Below are 16,758 nucleotides of genomic sequence, written 5' to 3'. Positions count from 1 at the left end.
TCCCCCGGGGGAAACGGCCCGGCGCACGTGTGTGCGGCCGGTGGCTCACCCAGGTTCGGGGCCCGTCGCGACCGGGCGGGAACCCTCCGCGGTCCACTCGCTCCAGGAGCCGACATAGAGCGCGGCGTCGATACCGGCCAGTTCGAGGGCGAGGATCTCCTGGGCGGCCGAGACCCCGGAGCCGCAGTAGACGCCGACCTCCGTCTCGGGTCCGGCACCCAGCGCCTCGAACCGCTCGGCCAGCGCCTGCCCGGAGCGGAAGGTTCCGGCGTCGGTGAGGTTGTCCGTCGTCGGGGCGGAGACGGCGCCGGGGATGTGCCCGGCGACCGGGTCGAGCGGCTCCACCTCGCCCCGGTACCGCTCCGCCGCCCGGGCGTCGAGCAGCAGACCGCGCCGGGCCAGCACGGCGGCGCCGTCGGCGTCGAGGGTGCGCAGCCCGCCGGGGCGCGGGACGAAGTCGCCCTCCACCGGCTCGGGCACCTCGGTGGCGAGCGGGAGCGCGCCGCCGGCCTCCGGCTCGCGGTAGGCGATCCAGGCCGCGAGGCCCCCGTCCAGCACCCGCACATCGGGGTGGCCCGCCCAGCGGAGCATCCACCAGCAACGCGCCGCCGCCCAGCCGCCGGTGACCCCGCCCTGGTCGAGGACGACCACCGGGCCGTCCTGCCGGACGCCGGCCCGGCGCATGGCGGCGCCGAAGACCTCCACCGGCGGCAGGGGATGACGGCCGGTGCCGGGCCCGGCCGGGCCGGCGAGTTCGGTCTCCAGATCGATGTAGACGGCGCCCGGGATGTGCCCCTTGCGGTATGCCGGGAACCCGAGCTGTTCGCCGGGCCGGTAGCGCACATCGAGCAGGACGGGCGGTGTTCCGGAGGCGAGATCGCTCGCGAGTTCGGGTACGGAGATGATGGCAGTCATGGCGCCATCTTCGCGCAGTGCCACCGCCGCACGGGCCCCGACGGCCCGCCCGTGGTGGTACACCGGGATTCCCCGGCGGAACCGGACTCCGGCGGCGCGGCCGGGGAGCGAGGCGTGAGAGGTGGTGCGAGCATCTGCACTGGCAACGCGTCACGGGCCCCGCCGAGGACGCCGGGGACTTCCACCGCACGACCGCATCGATGATGGTCTTCGAGGGAGAGAAGCAGATGACCGAGGCAGCCACTCGGCAACGCCGGACGACTGGTGCACCGGCCTGGGCGAGCCTGATGGCTCAGGACCTGGACGCCAGCAAGGAGTTCTACCGGGAGCTGTTCGGCTGGGAGTACCGCGCCGGCCCACAGCAACTGGGGCCCTATGTGCGGGCCGTGGTCAGCGGACACGAGGTGGCGGGCCTGGGGCGGAGGGCGAGCGGCAGACAACTGCCCATCGCCTGGCTGCCGTACATGGCCTCCGACGACGCGGACGACACCGCCGCCTGGATCCGGGAGAGCGGCGGCACGGTCGCCGTGGGACCGATGGACGCGGAGCAGGCGGGGCGGGTGGCCGTCGCCGCGGATCCGCAGGGCGCGGTGTTCGGGGTGTGGCAGGACGTGCAGGAGCCGCCCCTGGGCACGGCGCCGCTGGGCACCCACGGGGCCCCCGTCTGGTTCGAGTTGATCACACGGGAGACCGCCGCCGTCGAGGCGTTCTACTGCGCGGTGTTCGGCTACGAGTCGAAGAACTCCGGTACGCCGGACTTCGACCACCGCACGCTGTGCAAGGGCGGCGTCCCGGTGGCCGGTATGCACGGGCTGGGCGACGCCTTCCCCGCCGGCCGCGGGCCGCACTGGCGCACGTACTTCGCCGTGGAGGACCCGGACGCCGTGGCCGCGCGCGCGGCGAAGCTGGGCGGCGTGGTGGCGCGCCCCGCGCAGGATTCGCCGTACGGCAGGGTGGCCGCGATCGCGGACCCCGAGGGGGCACGGATCAGCGTGATCCGGCCCGTTGACGTGGGTCACTGAGTCCGGCCGCCGGCGTGGCCCCGCTCGCCTGCCGGGACGACGGCACCGGGCCGTCGACCGGAAGCACCTCGGGTGACAGCGGGCCCGCGCCGGCGGCCGCCGCGGTGAGCCTGCGGCGGTGGTGGCGCCGGCACAGCACCTCGTAGCCGACCTCCGCACCGTCGGCCGGGTGCTGCTCCCCCACGTCGCCGACGACGACCTGTGCGCCCTCGACGACCATCCGCCCGCCGACGGTACGCGCGTTGTGGGTGGCGCGGGCGCCGCACCAGCACAACGCCTCGACCTGGAGCGTCTCCAGCCGGTCGGCCAGCTCCATCAGCCGCTGCGAGCCGGGGAAGAGGCGGGTGCGGAAGTCGGTGGCGATCCCGAACGCGTAGACGTCGATGCCGAGTTCGTCCACGATCCGGGCGAGCTGCTCGACCTGGTCGGCGGAGAGGAACTGCGCCTCGTCGACGATGACGTAGTCGGTGCGTCCGCCGGCGGTGAGGTGACGGACCAGATGGGCCTGGAAGTTGAGGTCCTCGGCCACCTCGACGGCGTCGGCGACGAGGCCGAGCCGCGAGGAGAGCCGGCCCTGCCCCGCACGGTCGTTCCGCGTGAAGATCATGCCGTTCAGCCCGCGCGCCGAACGGTTGTGCTCGATCTGGAGCGCGAGCGTGCTCTTTCCGCAGTCCATCGTTCCGGAGAAGAACACCAGCTCTGGCATGGTGCGTTCAGCCCTTTCTCACCTCTGTGACGCGGGTCGGCCGTGGGACGCGGTCAGCTGTGGGACGCAGGTCGGCTCTCGGACGGGCAGGGGCGCGGGCGCGGCCGGTGGCGGTGTGCGGCTCCTGGGGCGGCGGTGCGGGGCGCCCGGGGGTCGTCGGGCGTCAGGTGCGGACCTCCAGCAGCGGAACGAGCTGTTCCGCGGGCGTGGCCGAGCCGTGCATGCCGATCAGGGCCGACTCGTTCGGCTCCCGCCGGGTGGCGACGATGGCCACATCGTCCCGCATGGCGGCGACGACGTCCCCGATCCGGCCGCGCACCCGCGGCTCCACCCCGGGGCCGAACCAGCCCAGCGCGACGGCTTCTTCGCGGGTGGCCACCCACGCCTGGTCCGCCAGCACCTGCCGCCACACGGCGTGCACATCGCCGGCGGCGCCGGGCACCGCGTACACATGGCGCATCCGGCCCTCGCCACCCAGCTCGGCGACGCCGGCGCTCAGCTCCCAGTCCTCGTCGAAGTCGATCCGGGCGCCGGGGTGTCCGGGGATGTCGACCATGCCGTGGTCGGCCGTGATGTAGAGGGCCGAGCGGGGCGGCAGCTGTTCGGCGAGCCGCCGGGCGAGGCCGTCGACGTGGCGCAGCTGGCCGCGCCAGGCGTCGGAGTCCATGCCGTAGCGGTGGCCGTTGCCGTCGAGTTCGGCGTAGTAGGTGTAGACGAGCGAGCGGTCACCGGCCGCGAGCCGCTCGGCGGCCAGGTCCATCCGGTCCTCGGCGGCGAGCCTGCCGAGGAAGGTGCCGCCGGACAGCGCGATCTTCGTCAGCGGTGTGTGCTCGAAGTGCGGGGCCGTCACCTGGCAGGTGGCGATGCCCGCGGCGTCGGCGCTCTGGAAGACCGTCGGGTACGGCTGCCACACGTGCGGGTCCGTCCACGGGTGCCAGCGCAGCTGGTTCATCAGCTTGCCGGTGGCCGGGTCCAGCGCCGTGTAGCCGGGCAGGCCGTGCTCGCCGGGCACCCGGCCGGTGCCGACGGAGGCCAGGGACGTCGCCGTGGTGGACGGGAAGCCCGAGGTGATGGGCGCGCCCGCGCCGCCGGCCGAGGTGGCCAGCAGGGAGGTGAGGAACGGGGCCTCGCCGGGGTGGGCCCGGAGCGCCTCCCAGCCCATGCCGTCGACGAGGAAGACGCACACGCGGTCGGCGGGCTCCAGCGGCAGCGCGGCCGTCATCCCGGGCACGCCGAGGCCGGCGGCGAGCGTGGGCAGCAGATCGGCGAGCGAGCCGGTGCCGTAGCGGGGCACGGGCGCCGTCGCGGGGTCGAGCGGAGCGGCCTCCTCCGGGAGGGCCGGGGTGTCCTGCGGGGGCCTGCCGGGGGTGCGGCCCGCGCCGCTCACCGGCCCGGCCCGACGCGGGAGGAGGTGCCGGCGGTCGCCTCGGACAGCGCCTGGGCGAACGCGAGGGTCTGGCGGACGGTGTCGGGGCCGTCGCCCGCCTCGCTCACCCGCAGCGAGAGGTCGTCGGCCGTGGTGGAGCCGGTGTACCCGTGGTCCGCCTCGCAGTTGGGGTCGCCGCAGGTGGCGGGCTCCATGTCGATCCGCGAGACGGCGCCCCAGCCGATGGTGAGGACGACCTCCCGGGGCAGGGTGCCCGGGGTGTAGGACTCCGGGTTGGCGACCACCCGGGAGAGGACCACGGAGGAGATGCGCTCCAGCTTCACGGACTCGGTGGACGTGGTGGCGTAGGGCGAGGGGGACGTGCCGTCGGCGGGCTGCTCGTCGGTGTGGCTGACGAGGAAGCGGGTGCCGGTCAGGACGAGCACCGTGACGTGGCGGCGGACCTCGTTGGAGTCGAACGTCGTCTCCTGGTGCACGAGATACGAGGCCACCGGCTCCCCGCCGACGGCGGCCTCGACCGCCTCGGCTACGAGTGCCGGGTAGTAGCCACTGCGCTCGATCGCCTCGCGCAGCCCCTGCGTCGTCGTACCGGTCTTCGCCATGACAGCCATCCTACGGGCCCCGAGGGGGCCTCCGGCCCGGCCGGGGTTCAGTACGCGGGCAGCCGGCGGGCGCCCGGGTCGGGGAGGCGTTCCGGCTCCGCCACGCGCACCGACGCGCCCAGCACCGTCGCCCCGCGCGGGGCGACGACCACCGGGTCCAGTTCGACGGCGACGATCTCCGGATGGCTGTCGAGCAGCAGCGAGACCCGCAGCAGCACGTCCTCCAGCGCCGCGGTGTCCGAGGGTTCGGCGCCGCGCCAGCCGAACAGCAGCGGGGCCGAGCGGATGGAGCGCACCAGCTCGGCGGCCTCGGTGTCGGTGACCGGGACGAGCCGGTGCGCGGTGTCGCCGAGCAGCTCGGAGGGGGTGCCGGCCAGCCCGAAGGAGAGCACGGCGCCGATGGCCGGGTCGAGGGTGCCGCGGATGACGGTGCCGACGCCGCGCGGGGCCATGGACTGCACGACGGGACGCAGCTCCTGGGGGGCGCCGAGCGCGTCGGTCAGCTCGCCGAACGCCCGGCGCAGCCCCGCCTCGCCGGCGATGTCCAGGCGGACCCCGCCGAGGTCGGCGCGGTGACGCAGATGCGGGGCTGAGGTCTTCAGGGCGACCGGGTAGCCGAGGGTGCGGGCGGCGCGGGCGGCGGCGTCGGCGTCGGGCGCCGGCAGGGCCGGCTGGACGTGGATGCCGTAGCAGCCGAGCAGTTGGGCGGTCTCCTCGGCGTCGAGCCCGCGGCTGCGGCCGGGCGTCACGGGCACGGCGCCGGCGAGGAGTCCGGCGGCGCGGGCCGTGTCCGCCTCGTCCGTGAGGTGGTCGGGCACCTTGCCGGGCGCCGCGGCCCGGGCGCGCCAGCGGGAGTAGCGCACGGCCTCCGCCAGGGCGCGCGAGGCACGTTCGGGCGCCGGATAAGAGGGCAGACCCCGGGTGGCGAGCGCCTCCTCCAGCCCCTCCAGCGCGAGATGGACGACGGCGACGGGCTTGCCGGCCTCGGCCCCGTCCCGCGCGGCGTCCTGGAGGGCCACGGCGAGCGCCTCGGTGCGGCCGCCGTGCGCACCGCCGGGGCCGGGCGGGGTGCCGGGCCCGGACAGCGCCTCGGGCAGCGCCTCGGGGACCGCCTCCGGCACCCATGGGATCAGGGTGACCAGGACCGCGTCGGTGTCCGGGTCGTCGAGCGCGGTCCGCACCGCGGCGCGGAGGTCGTCGGGCGCGGCGGAGGCGGGCAGGGCGACGACCGGGTGCGGGCGCAGCCCGTCGGTGAGGCAGGCGTCGTAGGTGAGCAGCCCGAGCGCCTCGGTGTTGCCGACGACGGCGACGCGCGGTCCGGCGGGCACCGGCTGGCCGGCGAGCAGGAACCCGGTGTCGAGGAGCTCGGTGAAGCTGTCGACCATGAGCACCCCGGCCTGCCGCAGCAGCGCGGAGACGGTGGCGTCCGGGGTGCGCGAGGCGGGCGCCGCGTGCCCGGTCGGGGGCGCGCTGCCGCGCTGCCGCGCGCCCTTGACGACGACGACCGGCTTGCGTGCCGCGGTGCGCCGGGCGAGCCGGGTGAACTTGCGCGGGTTGCCGATGGACTCCAGGTACATCAGGACGACGTCGGTCTCCGGGTCCTCGTCCCAGTGCTGGAGCAGATCGTTGCCGGAGACGTCGGCGCGGTTCCCGGCGGAGACGAACGAGGAGGGGCCGATGCCGCGCCGGTCGAGCCCGTCGAGCAGGGCGATGCCGATGGCCCCGGACTGGGTGAAGACCCCGGTACGGCCCCGGGCGGGCATCCGCAGGGACGGGGTGGCGTTGAGCCGGACGTCCCGGCCGGTGTTGATCAGGCCGAGCGCGTCGGGCCCGACCAGCCGCATGCCGTAGGAGCGGGCGAGGCGCACCAGTTCCCGCTGCTCGGCCCGGCCGAAGCCGTTCGAGAAGACGACGACGCCGCGCACTCCGGCCTCGCCGCAGTCGGTGACCACCGGGCCGGCCTGGGCGGCGGGCACCGCGATGACGGCGAGGTCCACCTGTTCGGGGATCTCCCCCACCGAGCGGTAGGCGGGCACACCGGCCAGATCGGTGCGGCCCTGCGGCAGCGCCCGGTTCACGCCGTACACCGCGCCGGTGAAGCCGCCGGTGCGCAGCGATTCCAGCACGGCCCGGCCGGGCCCGCCGGGGGTGCGGCTCGCCCCGACGACGGCGACGCAGCCGGGGGCGAGGAGCCGGGCGACGGAGCGGGCCTCGGCGCGCTGTTCGCGGGCGCGCAGCACGGCCAGGGAGCGCTCGGTGGGCTCCAGGTCGAGCGTCAGATGGACCGAGCCGTCCTCGAAGCTGCGCTGCTGGGCGTAGCCCGCGTCCGTGAACACCTTGATCATCTTGCTGTTGGCGGGCAGCACTTCGGCGGCGAACCTGCGGATGCCGCGCTCCCGGGCGACGGCGCCGATGTGCTCCAGCAGCGCGGAGGCGACGCCGCGCCCCTGCTGGTCGTCGCGGACGAGGAAGGCGACCTCGGCCTCGTCGGCCGGCTCGGCGGCGGGGCGCCCGTGCGCGTCGACCCGGTCGTAGCGCACCGTCGCGATGAACTCGTCGCCGATCGTCGCGGCGAGGCCGACGCGGTCCACGTAGTCGTGGTGTGTGAAGCGGCGCACGTCGCGGTCGGACAGCCGGGGGTACGGTGCGAAGAAGCGGTAGTACTTGGACTCGTCGGAGACCTGTTCGTAGAAGCTGACGAGGCGACCCGCGTCGTCGGGCGTGATCGGCCGGATCCGCGCGGTCCCGCCGTCCCGCAGGACGACGTCCGCTTCCCAGTGGGCGGGGTAGCTGCCTGTCGCTGGGGGCTCCTCGGGGGTCGGCATGGGCCCAGCGTACGGCGGTGGACTCCGCGGCGCGGCGGGCCGAAGGTCCCCGGGCGGGGCCCCGGTCGGTCCGGTACCCGCGGACCGTCCGCGCGCCCTGTGTGCGCGGGGATTTCCGGGCGGAACCTGGGGGCCGCGCACCCCGGGTGCCGTGCGAGACTGGTCTAGACAACCTCACCGACTCGAAGGGCAACACCATGGTTGAGCGCCGCGTCACCGTCGGCTGGGCCGAGGGCCTGCACGCCCGCCCCGCCTCGATCTTCGTCCGTGCCGCCTCGGCCGCCGGCGTCCCCGTCACCATCCAGAAGGGCGACGGGAGCCCGGTGAACGCGGCGTCCATGCTCGGCGTGCTGGGCCTGGGCGCCGAGGGCGGCGAAGAGGTCGTGCTGGCCTCCGAGGCCGACGGCGCCGAGGAGGCCCTCGACCGGCTGGCGAAGCTCGTGGCCGAGGGGCTGGAGGAGCTGCCGGAGACGGTCTGAACCCCGCCTCCGCGCACGGGAAAGGGCCGGAACCCGCGCGGGTTCCGGCCCTTCTCCGTGTCCGGGTGCGGGGCGTGCGCCCCGTCAGACCTTGACGCCGTGCTGCCGCAGATAGGCGACCGGGTCCATGTCCGAGCCGTACTCGGGACCGGTGCGCGCCTCGAAGTGCAGATGCGGACCCGAGGAGTTGCCCGTCGAGCCCGACAGCGCGATCTGCTGGCCGGCCTTCACCTGCTGACCGACCGAGACACCGATCGAGTTGAGGTGGCCGTACTGCGTGTACGTGCCGTCCTCGTGCTTGATGACGATGTTGTTGCCGTAGGCCCCGCCGTCGCCCGCCTCGACGATCTCGCCCGCCGCGACCGCGTGGACCGGGGTGTTCATCCCCGCGTGGAAGTCGACACCGGTGTGGCTGCCGGACGACCACATGCCGCCGCCCTGCTGGTACCCGGTGGAGATGTAGGAGCCCTCGACGGGGAGCACCCAGCCGCTCAGCGAGGTGCGCTCACCGCCGGCCCGGGCAGCGCGCGCCTTCTCCTCCTTGCGCTCGTCGCGCTTCTTCTCGGCCTTCTCCGCCGCCGCCTTGCGCTTGGCCTCGTCGGCCTTCTTCTTGGCCTTGGCGGCGGCCTGCCTGGCCTCCTGCTCGGCCTTGGCCTTCAGGGCCTGCACGTCCTGGACGCGGGCCTGTTCGTCGATCGAGGCCGACAGATGGTCGCTGGCGCCGGCGACGCTGTCCAGGCTGGTGTCGTGGACGTCGGCACGCGGGGCGCTGGTGGCCGAGGCGGTCGACGCGAGGGATCCGACGACACCGACGGCGGCGACCCCGGCTATGCCTGCGGCGGATGCCCGGCCACGGCGGACCTTGCCGGGGCGTCGGTGCTTACCGGTGGTGGTGCGGCTGAACGCCATCTGGTGGCGCACTCCTTTCCTTCCCTCTCGCCTACCGGGTTAGCTGACGGGTTCGGAGCAGGAAGGTCTCCTACGGCGACGCTCCTCGTCGAGCGCCGCCGATTCACCCCAAGGGACCTGGGTCCCCGGCTCCCCTGGCGTGTGCCGTACGGGGATTCGGCGATGGCTGCTACTGCTGTCCGTCGGCCGCGGGCGCGGTCACTTCTGACGTACAGCGGCGCCGACGCTAATCGGGCCCGCGCCGAAGCGGCAAACAAAACCCGGAGTTTGTCGTCTTCGCCACATCACGTCTCCTCACATGCCTTGCGGAACCGGACATATGACGGGCCCGGAAGGAGGCATTTCTCCTTCCGGGCCCGATCTGCTCCCGTCCGTCACCCGGGGCGGTGCGTGCCGCCCGGATGCGCCGTGCGGGAATTCAGGAGCCGGTGACGACCGTGACCTCGCCGATCCCCAACTCCCTTACGGGGTCGGCGATCTGGGCGGCGTCACCGACGAGGACGGTCACCAGCCGGTCCGCCGGGAAGGCGTTCACGGCCGCGGCCGTCGCCTCCACGGTGCCGGTCTCGGCCAGGCGGGCGTACAGCCGGCCCTGGAAGTCGTCGGGGAGGTGCTGCTCCACCTGGTCCGCCAGCGTCGACGCGACCGCCGCGGCCGTCTCGAACCGCAGCGGGGCCACGCCCACCAGGTTCCGCACGGCCACGTCCCGCTCCTCGTCCGTCAGCCCCTCGGCGGCCAGCGTGCGCAGCACCGTCCACAGGTCGGCGAGCGCCGGGCCCGTGACGTCCGTGGCGACCGAGCCGCTGATCGCCAGCAGCGCGGCACCCCGGCCGTCCGGCGAGGAGCGCAGCACCTGGCCGAAGGCGCGCACGCCGTACGTGTAGCCCTTCTCCTCGCGCAGCACCCGGTCCAGCCGGGAGGTGAGGGTGCCGCCCAGGCAGTAGACGCCCAGCAGTTGGGCGGGCCAGACGCTGTCGTGCCGGTCCGGGCCGAGCCGGCCGATGAGCAACTGCGTCTGGACGGCGCCGGGACGGTCCACGATGACGACACGGCCGCGGTCGTCCCCCGTGATGGCCGGCACCGGCCGCTGCTCCGCCTGCGAGCCCGTCCACGCGCCCAGCGTGTCGGCCAGCGCGGTGTCCAGATCCACGCCCTCCAGATCGCCGACGATCACCGCGGTGGCCGTCGCCGGGCGCACATGCGCCTCGTAGAACGCGCGGACGGCCGCGGCGTCGATCCGCGGGACCGTCTCCTCGGTGCCCTGCCGCGGCCGCGACATCCGGGACTCGGCCGGGAACAGCTCACGCGAGAGCTCCTTGGCGGCGCGGCGGGCCGGGTTGGCCAGCTCGTGCTGGATCTCGTCGAGCCGGTTGGCCACCAGCCGCTCGATCTCCCCGTCCGGGAAGGCGGGGGCGCGCAGCGCGTCGGCGAGCAGGCCCAGCGCCTTCGGCAGCCGGGAGGCGGGCACCTCCAGCGAGACCCGGACGCCGGGGTGGTCGGCGCTGGAGTCCAGCGTGGCCCCGCAGCGCTCCAGTTCGGCGGCGAACTCCTCCGCGTCGTGCTTGTCGGTGCCCTCGTTGAAGGCGCGCGCCATGAGGGTGGCCACGCCGTCCAGCCCCTCCGGCTCGGCGTCCAGCGGCGCCGGGAGGTTCACCTCCACCGCGACGACCTGCTGGCCCGGACGGTGACAGCGCAGCACCGTCAGCCCGTTGGACAGCGTGCCGCGCTCAGGCGTGGGGAAGGCCCACGGCCTGGGGGGGCCGCCGGTCGGCTGCGGGTGGAACTCCATCGTGGTGCCCGCGCTCGCTGCGTTGTCGGTCACTGCCCGGTCTCCTCGGTCTTCTCGTTCTGTGCGACGGCGGCGGCACCGGCGTTCTCGACGGTGCCCGCGCTCTCCGGCTCCTCCGGGCTCTGCGCGCTCTCGGGGCTCTCCTCCGCCTCCAGCGGCTCGTAGACCAGCACCGCGCGGTTGTCCGGCCGCAGCCGCTCGGCGGCGACGGCCCGCACCTCCTCGCGGGTGACCTCCAGAATCCGGCCGACGGCGGTCAGCGCCAGCTGCGGATCCCCGAACAGCACGGCGTACCGGCACAGTTCGTCGGCCCGGCCGCCGACCGTGGCGAGCCTGTCCAGCCACTCGCGCTCCAACTGGGCCTGGGCGCGCTCCATCTCCTCCTCGCTGGGGCCCTCCTCGGCGAAGCGGCGCAGCTCCTCGTCCACGGCCGCCTCGATGCCGGCCACCTCGGCGCCGCCGGAGACCTTCACGTCCAGCCAGCCCAGCGAGGGGGCGCCGGCCAGCCGCAGCATGCCGAAGCCGGCGGCCACGGCCGTGCGGTCCCGGCGCACCAGGCGGGTGTACAGCCGGGAGGACTCGCCGCCGCCGAGCGCGGTCAGCGCCAGATCGGCGGCGTCGGCGGCGCGGGTGCCGTCGGCGGGCAGCCGGTAGGCCGCCATCAGCGCCCTGGCCGGCACGTCCTCCTGGAGCTCCTGGCGCTTCTCCTCGCCGATGACGTCCGGCAGCGTGCCGTCCCGCGGCGGGCGCTTGCCCTCGTGCCCGGGGATGGAGCCGAAGTACTTCTCCACCCAGGCCAGCGTCTGCTCCGGGTCGATGTCCCCGACGACGGCGAGTACCGCGTTGTTCGGCGCGTAGTACGTACGGAAGAAGGCCCGGGCGTCCTCCAGGGAGGCCGCGTCCAGGTCCGCCATCGAGCCGATGGGCGTGTGGTGGTAGGGGTGGCCCTCCGGGTAGACCATCGCCGTCAGCCGCTCGAACGCGGTGCCGTAGGGCACGTTGTCGTAGCGCTGGCGGCGCTCGTTCTTGACGACGTCGCGCTGGTTCTCCATGGACTCCTCGTCCAGCGCGGACAGCAGCGAACCCATACGGTCCGCCTCCAGCCACAGGGCGAGCTCCAGCTCGTGCGCGGGCATCGTCTCGAAGTAGTTGGTGCGCTCGAAGCTGGTGGTGCCGTTCAGCGAGCCGCCGGCGCCCTGCACCAGCTCGAAGTGGCCGTTGCCCGACACCTGTGCCGAGCCCTGGAACATCAGGTGCTCGAAGAGGTGAGCCAGGCCCGTGCGGCCCTGGACCTCGTGGCGTGAACCGACGTCGTACCAGAGGCAGACAGCGGCGACCGGGGTCTGGTGATCCTCGGAGAGCACCACGCGCAGGCCGTTGGCCAGCCGGTGCTCGGTCGCTGTCAGCCCACCGGTGGCCTGCTGGGGCGTGGCCGTGTGACCCATGGGCGTGGAGTCCCTTCGCTCGCGGGGGTTCCCGGCGAGGGCCGGGAACGGCGTGAACCGCCCGTGCGGCGGACGGCCCTGTCACTGTATGCAACCACGCCGACAGCATGCGAAGTTCCCGTACGGTCTACCTCCGGGCCGTACCGGAGGCGTATGCCGGGTCGGGAGGCCGCCTGTCGGGGGCGAGGTCCACAATGGTCCGCGTCACAGCCGTGCGGGGCGCCTTCAGGCCACGGTCGACCGGCCGCGGCCGGTCGGCACACCGCACGGCGACCGCACGCACCGCACACGCACCACACACGCACGACGTACGCACCACGCACGCACCACGCACGCACCACGAGCACAGCACGAGCGCGCAGCCCGAGCACGGAGCCGGCGCAGGAACCGGCGCACGGAACGCGCGCACCGCACGAGCACAGCGAACACGAGTACAGCGAAGGAGCCGCAGCCGCGATGGCCCGCCGCAGTAAGACCCGTACCGCCGGGACGGAGCCCGGAGAGGACTTCGAGGAACGCATCCTCGACATCGACGTCGTCGACGAGATGCAGAGCTCCTACCTGGAGTACGCCTACTCGGTCATCTACTCGCGCGCGCTCCCCGACGCCCGCGACGGCATGAAGCCCGTACAGCGCCGCATCCTCTACCAGATGCACGAGATGGGGCTGCGGCCCGAGCGCTCCTACGTCAAGTGCGCCCGGGTCGTCGGCGAGGTGATGGGTAAGCTCCACCCGCACGGCGACACCGCGATTTACGACGCCCTGGTGCGGATGGCGCAGTCGTTCTCGATGCGCCTGCCGCTGGTCGACGGCCACGGCAACTTCGGCTCGCTGGGCAACGACGACCCGCCGGCCGCCATGCGGTACACCGAGTGCCGCGCGGCGCCCGCCGCCGGACTGATGGTCGACACGATCGACGAGGAGACCGTCGACTTCGCGCCGAACTACGACGGCAGCGAGGAGGAGCCCTCGACGCTCCCGGCCGCCTATCCGAACCTCCTGGTCAACGGCGCCTCCGGGATCGCCGTCGGCATGGCGACGAACATGCCGCCGCACAACCTCACCGAGGTGATCGCCGCCGCCCGGCATCTGATCAAGCACCCGAACGCCGATCTGGAGACGCTGATGGGCCTCGTGCCCGGGCCCGATCTCCCGACCGGCGGCCGGATCGTCGGGCTGGAGGGCATCAAGGACGCCTACCGGACGGGCCGCGGCACCTTCAAGATGCGCGCCACCGCCACCGTCGAGCAGGTCACGGCCCGCCGCAAGGGCCTGGTGGTCACGCAACTGCCGTTCGCCGTCGGCCCGGAGAAGGTCATCTCCAAGATCAAGGATCTGGTCAACTCCAAGAAGCTCCAGGGCATCGCGGACGTCAAGGACCTCACCGACCGCGAACACGGCCTGCGTCTCGTCATCGAGATCAAGAACGGGTTCAACCCGGAGGCCGTGCTGGGCCAGCTGTACAAGCTGACGCCCATGGAGGAGTCCTTCGGCATCAACAACGTCGCGCTGGTCGACGGGCAGCCGCTCACCCTGGGCCTCAGGGAGCTGCTGGAGGTCTATGTCGACCACCGCTTCAACGTGGTGCGCCGCCGCAGCGAGTTCCGGCGCGGCAAGCGGCGGGACCGGCTGCATCTGGTGGAGGGCCTCCTGGTGGCACTCGTCGACATCGACGAGGTCATCAGAATCATCCGGTCGAGTGAGAACTCCGCCGAGGCGAAGAGCTCCCTGATGTCCCGCTTCGAACTCAGCGACATCCAGACCCAGTACATCCTGGACACCCCGCTGCGCCGGCTGACGAAGTTCGACCGCATCGAGCTGGAGGACGAACGCACCAGGCTGCGCGCGGAGATCGAGGAGCTGACCCGGATCCTGGAGTCCGACGCGGAGCTGCGCAAGATCGTCTCCTCCGAACTGTCCGCCGTGGCCAAGAAGTACGGCACCCCGCGGCGCACCGAACTGCTGGACTCCGCCGAGGCGCCGGTCGTCGCCGTCCCGCTGGAGGTCTCCGACGACCCCTGCCGCGTGCTGCTCTCCTCGACGGGGCTGCTGGCCCGCACCACCGGGGCCGAGCCCGAGAGCGCCGAACCGGCCAAGCGGCACAAGCACGACGTCATCGTCTCGGCCGTGCCGGCGACGACCCGGGGCGAGATCGGCGCCGTCACCTCCGAGGGCCGGCTGCTGCGGCTGAACGTGGTCGATCTGCCGCAGCTTCCCGAGTCGGCGCCGTCGAGCCTCGCCGGCGGGGCCCAGGTCTCGGAGTTCCTCTCGCTGCACGACGGGGAGCAACTGGTCTGTCTGATGACGCTGGACGAGTCCTCCCCCGGGCTCGCGCTCGGCACCGAGCAGGGCGTCGTCAAACGTGTCGTGCCCGACTACCCCGCGCACCGCGAGGAGTTGGAGGTCATCACCCTCAAGGACGGTGACCGCATCGTCGGCGCCGTCGAACTGCGCACCGGCGAGGAGGACCTGGTCTTCATCACCGACGAGGCGCAGTTGCTGCGGTACGCGGCGAGCCAGGTGCGCCCGCAGGGGCGCCCGGCCGGCGGTGTCGCGGGCATCAAGCTGACCGGCGAGGCGAAGGTGCTCTTCTTCGGCGCCGTCGATCCCGGCGCCGACGCGATGGTCTTCACCGCGGCCGGCGCCGAGGGCACCCTCGACGACTCCGCCACCACCGCCAAGCTCACCCCGTTCGACCAGTACCCGCGCAAGGGGCGGGCGACGGGCGGTGTGCGCTGCCAGCGCTTCCTCCGGGGCGAGAACCGGCTGGTCCTGGCCTGGGCGGGCGCGGCCCCGCCGCGCGCCGCGACGAAGTCCGGTGCGCCGGTCGATCTCCCCGAGGCCGACCCCCGCAGGGACGGCTCCGGCGTACCGCTGAAGAAGCAGGTGGCCGCGCTGGCCGGGCCGGCCTGACGCCAGCCCGACGGCGGCTCCGGGCCCGGCTCGGCAGCCCCTGACGCGCCCCGCGCCGGTTTCCACACCCGGCGCGGGGCGCGGCCCGCTCCCCCGGCGCACCGCTATGCGTCGATCCCTCGCCGTGCCTCCCCGCTCGGCGCGACGAGCCGTCGCGTACCACGGGCACACGCACGGCACAGACGTCCGCGCGGAACACAGGCGTGCGCGCGGGAGATCAGCGGAAGTTCAGGCGTGCGCGGGTGCGGACGGGCAGGCCCGGGGACGCGCGGCGCGCAGATGGTGTCCGGCGGGTGGCTAGCGGACGCGGTCCCCGAGGCCCTCCGGGTCCACCGGGTCACGGGTGTCGTCGAAGTCCTCCTCGTCGGCCCACCCCGGCTCCGCACCGCCGTACCCGGCCGCTTCCGGCAGATCGTCCCGCAGGTCGCCCGGTAGGCCGTCCGGCAGATCGTCCGGCAGATCGTCCGGCTCGGCGAACGCGTCGGTGCCGTCGGCCGGTTCGGCCCCGGCGTCCCCCGGGCCACCGGGCCGCCGGTCCACATAGCGCAGGACTCCCCACATCGCGGGGTCCACGCCGCCCGCCGCGGCCTCGGCGGAGCCGGGCCCCGGGGCGGTGCCGTCCGCGACACAGGCGGCCAGCCCGGCCCGGAGGGCGGCGCCGTCGACGCCCGCACCGATCAGCACCAGACGCGTCCGACGCTCCTCACCGGCCGTCCGGTCCAGCGGCGCGAACCGAAGGAAGCCGCCCACGGCGTGCACCTCGTAGCGGTGCGCCGGGTCGGCGGCGCCGAAGTCCACGAAGCCCTTGATCCGGTAGAGCCCGTCCGGCCGGCTGTCGAGGAAGTCCAGAAAACGGCGGGGATCCATCGGTGCCGCCTCGTCGAACTCGACGGACTCGTAGGCGGCGTGCAGATGCGCCCCGTGCTCCCCGTGGCAGCCGTCCCCGTGTGCCGCACACCCGGCGGCCCCGGCCTCCCGGCCGGACTCCGCACCCCCGGCGGCCTGTTCGTCCCCGGCGACACCGGCGGAACCGTCGTCTTCGCCGGTCCCGGCGTCCTCACCGTCCTCCTCGCCGTACAGCAGAACGTCGAACGACAGCTGCTCGACGGGCGGCCGTTCGCGCCGTACCCGGTCGAACAGCAGCGCGGGATCGACCCGGCCGTGCTCGGCGGTGACCACGGGCGTGCCCGGGCCGAGCCGCCCCAACTCGGCCCGCAGCGCGTCGAGCCGGGGCCCGGCGACCCGGTCCGCCTTGTTGAGCACCAGCAGATCGGCGGCCGACACATGCCGCTCCAGCTCCGGGTGGCGGGCCCGCACGGCGTCGAACTCCGCCGCGTCCACGACCTCCACCAGGCCGCCGTAGACGATGTGCGGGCAGTCGCTGGCCAGCACCATCCGGATCAGCGTCTCGGGCTCCGCGATGCCGCTGGCCTCGATGACGAGCACGTCCATACCGGCGGAGGGCCGGGCCAGCACATCGAGCACCTCGTCGAGGTCGTCGGTGTCCACCGCGCAGCACAGACAGCCGTCGCCGAGCGAGACCATCGAGTCGACCTGGCCGGCGACCGTCATCGCGTCGATCTCGATGCTGCCGAAGTCGTTCACCACCGCGCCGATACGGGTTCCCCTGCTGCGCCGGAGCAGATGGTTCAGCAGCGTCGTCTTCCCGGATCCCAGGAAGCCCGCCAGGATCACCACCGGGATCCTGCCGCCGACCGCTCCCCGCTCGCCCTGCGCTGCGACTGCCACGCCGTGCTCTCCTCGCT

12 protein-coding genes and 1 riboswitch are annotated in these 16,758 nt (G+C 73.9%); of the genes, 3 read left to right on the top strand and 9 right to left on the bottom strand.

The annotated features are described in order from the left end of the window. Positions 1-45: 45 nt before the first annotated feature. Positions 46-915: a sulfurtransferase gene (locus tag SCA03_RS12525; protein WP_086817060.1), complete on the bottom strand. Its 870-nt coding sequence runs from the start codon at positions 913-915 to the stop codon at positions 46-48. A gap of 227 nt (positions 916-1,142) precedes the next feature. On the opposite strand from SCA03_RS12525, the gene SCA03_RS12520 reads away from it, so the two are divergent. Further along, positions 1,143-1,937 (top strand): VOC family protein, encoded by a 795-nt coding sequence (locus SCA03_RS12520; protein WP_030877046.1) that lies wholly within the window; start codon positions 1,143-1,145, stop codon positions 1,935-1,937. Here the strand turns inward: SCA03_RS12520 and SCA03_RS12515 are convergent. From SCA03_RS12515 to SCA03_RS12500, 4 genes are all read right to left on the bottom strand, one after another. After that, positions 1,903-2,643 (bottom strand): thymidine kinase, encoded by a 741-nt coding sequence (locus SCA03_RS12515; RefSeq protein WP_030877050.1) that lies wholly within the window; start codon positions 2,641-2,643, stop codon positions 1,903-1,905. The two genes, SCA03_RS12520 and SCA03_RS12515, sit on opposite strands and share 35 nt — an antisense overlap. 163 nt (positions 2,644-2,806) lie before the next feature. Further along, positions 2,807-4,030: an alkaline phosphatase family protein gene (locus SCA03_RS12510; protein ID WP_086817049.1), complete on the bottom strand. Its 1,224-nt coding sequence runs from the start codon at positions 4,028-4,030 to the stop codon at positions 2,807-2,809. Next, on the bottom strand, positions 4,027-4,632 hold the full coding sequence (locus SCA03_RS12505) for a DUF5998 family protein (RefSeq protein WP_030877055.1): 606 nt from the start codon (positions 4,630-4,632) through the stop codon (positions 4,027-4,029). Before SCA03_RS12505 ends, SCA03_RS12510 begins: the two co-directional genes overlap by 4 nt. A 47-nt stretch (positions 4,633-4,679) precedes the next feature. Next, a complete protein-coding gene (locus SCA03_RS12500) occupies positions 4,680-7,457 on the bottom strand; it encodes a bifunctional acetate--CoA ligase family protein/GNAT family N-acetyltransferase (protein ID WP_086817051.1) in 2,778 nt (925 codons plus the stop codon). Between the two features lie 197 nt (positions 7,458-7,654). On the opposite strand from SCA03_RS12500, the gene SCA03_RS12495 reads away from it, so the two are divergent. Then, positions 7,655-7,936 (top strand): HPr family phosphocarrier protein, encoded by a 282-nt coding sequence (locus SCA03_RS12495; protein WP_030877059.1) that lies wholly within the window; start codon positions 7,655-7,657, stop codon positions 7,934-7,936. 84 nt (positions 7,937-8,020) lie between these two features. On the opposite strand, the gene SCA03_RS12490 is transcribed toward SCA03_RS12495, so the two are convergent. The 3 genes from SCA03_RS12490 to SCA03_RS12480 all read right to left on the bottom strand — a co-directional run bounded on the left by SCA03_RS12490 (position 8,021) and on the right by SCA03_RS12480 (position 12,079). Then, complete coding sequence (locus tag SCA03_RS12490) at positions 8,021-8,845, bottom strand: M23 family metallopeptidase (RefSeq protein WP_086817053.1); 825 nt, start codon at positions 8,843-8,845, stop codon at positions 8,021-8,023. Between the two features lie 13 nt (positions 8,846-8,858). Beyond that, positions 8,859-9,017: riboswitch (cyclic di-AMP (ydaO/yuaA leader) on the bottom strand. Between the two features lie 246 nt (positions 9,018-9,263). Then, complete coding sequence (locus SCA03_RS12485; RefSeq protein WP_086817062.1) at positions 9,264-10,634, bottom strand: M16 family metallopeptidase; 1,371 nt, start codon at positions 10,632-10,634, stop codon at positions 9,264-9,266. Positions 10,635-10,663: 29 nt separating this feature from the next. Further along, positions 10,664-12,079 (bottom strand): M16 family metallopeptidase, encoded by a 1,416-nt coding sequence (locus tag SCA03_RS12480; RefSeq protein WP_030877065.1) that lies wholly within the window; start codon positions 12,077-12,079, stop codon positions 10,664-10,666. Positions 12,080-12,535: 456 nt separating this feature from the next. Here SCA03_RS12480 and SCA03_RS12475 point away from each other — a divergent pair, with 456 nt between their 5' ends. Further along, a complete protein-coding gene (locus SCA03_RS12475; protein ID WP_030877067.1) occupies positions 12,536-14,992 on the top strand; it encodes a DNA gyrase/topoisomerase IV subunit A in 2,457 nt (818 codons plus the stop codon). A 297-nt stretch (positions 14,993-15,289) separates the two neighbouring features. On the opposite strand, the gene SCA03_RS12470 is transcribed toward SCA03_RS12475, so the two are convergent. After that, entirely contained in the window at positions 15,290-16,741 is a 1,452-nt protein-coding gene (locus SCA03_RS12470) for a CobW family GTP-binding protein (RefSeq protein ID WP_086817054.1), read from the bottom strand. Positions 16,742-16,758: the final 17 nt, after the last annotated feature.

It is taken from the genome of Streptomyces cacaoi, assembly GCF_006539165.1.
In the GTDB taxonomy this organism is placed as follows: domain Bacteria; phylum Actinomycetota; class Actinomycetes; order Streptomycetales; family Streptomycetaceae; genus Streptomyces; species Streptomyces cacaoi.
The sequence above is the reverse complement of the archived record's forward strand: the minus strand, read 5'-3'. Positions and strand labels throughout refer to the sequence as shown.

Coding starts and splice junctions, on each gene's coding strand:
- SCA03_RS12485 (WP_086817062.1), bottom strand. CDS start 10,634: ATGGAGTTCCACCCGCAGCCGACCGGCGGCCCCCCCAGGCCGTGGGCC.
- SCA03_RS12490 (WP_086817053.1), bottom strand. CDS start 8,845: ATGGCGTTCAGCCGCACCACCACCGGTAAGCACCGACGCCCCGGCAAG.
- SCA03_RS12480 (WP_030877065.1), bottom strand. CDS start 12,079: ATGGGTCACACGGCCACGCCCCAGCAGGCCACCGGTGGGCTGACAGCG.
- SCA03_RS12515 (WP_030877050.1), bottom strand. CDS start 2,643: ATGCCAGAGCTGGTGTTCTTCTCCGGAACGATGGACTGCGGAAAGAGC.
- SCA03_RS12525 (WP_086817060.1), bottom strand. CDS start 915: ATGACTGCCATCATCTCCGTACCCGAACTCGCGAGCGATCTCGCCTCC.
- SCA03_RS12505 (WP_030877055.1), bottom strand. CDS start 4,632: ATGGCGAAGACCGGTACGACGACGCAGGGGCTGCGCGAGGCGATCGAG.
- SCA03_RS12475 (WP_030877067.1), top strand. CDS start 12,536: ATGGCCCGCCGCAGTAAGACCCGTACCGCCGGGACGGAGCCCGGAGAG.
- SCA03_RS12500 (WP_086817051.1), bottom strand. CDS start 7,457: ATGCCGACCCCCGAGGAGCCCCCAGCGACAGGCAGCTACCCCGCCCAC.
- SCA03_RS12495 (WP_030877059.1), top strand. CDS start 7,655: ATGGTTGAGCGCCGCGTCACCGTCGGCTGGGCCGAGGGCCTGCACGCC.
- SCA03_RS12520 (WP_030877046.1), top strand. CDS start 1,143: ATGACCGAGGCAGCCACTCGGCAACGCCGGACGACTGGTGCACCGGCC.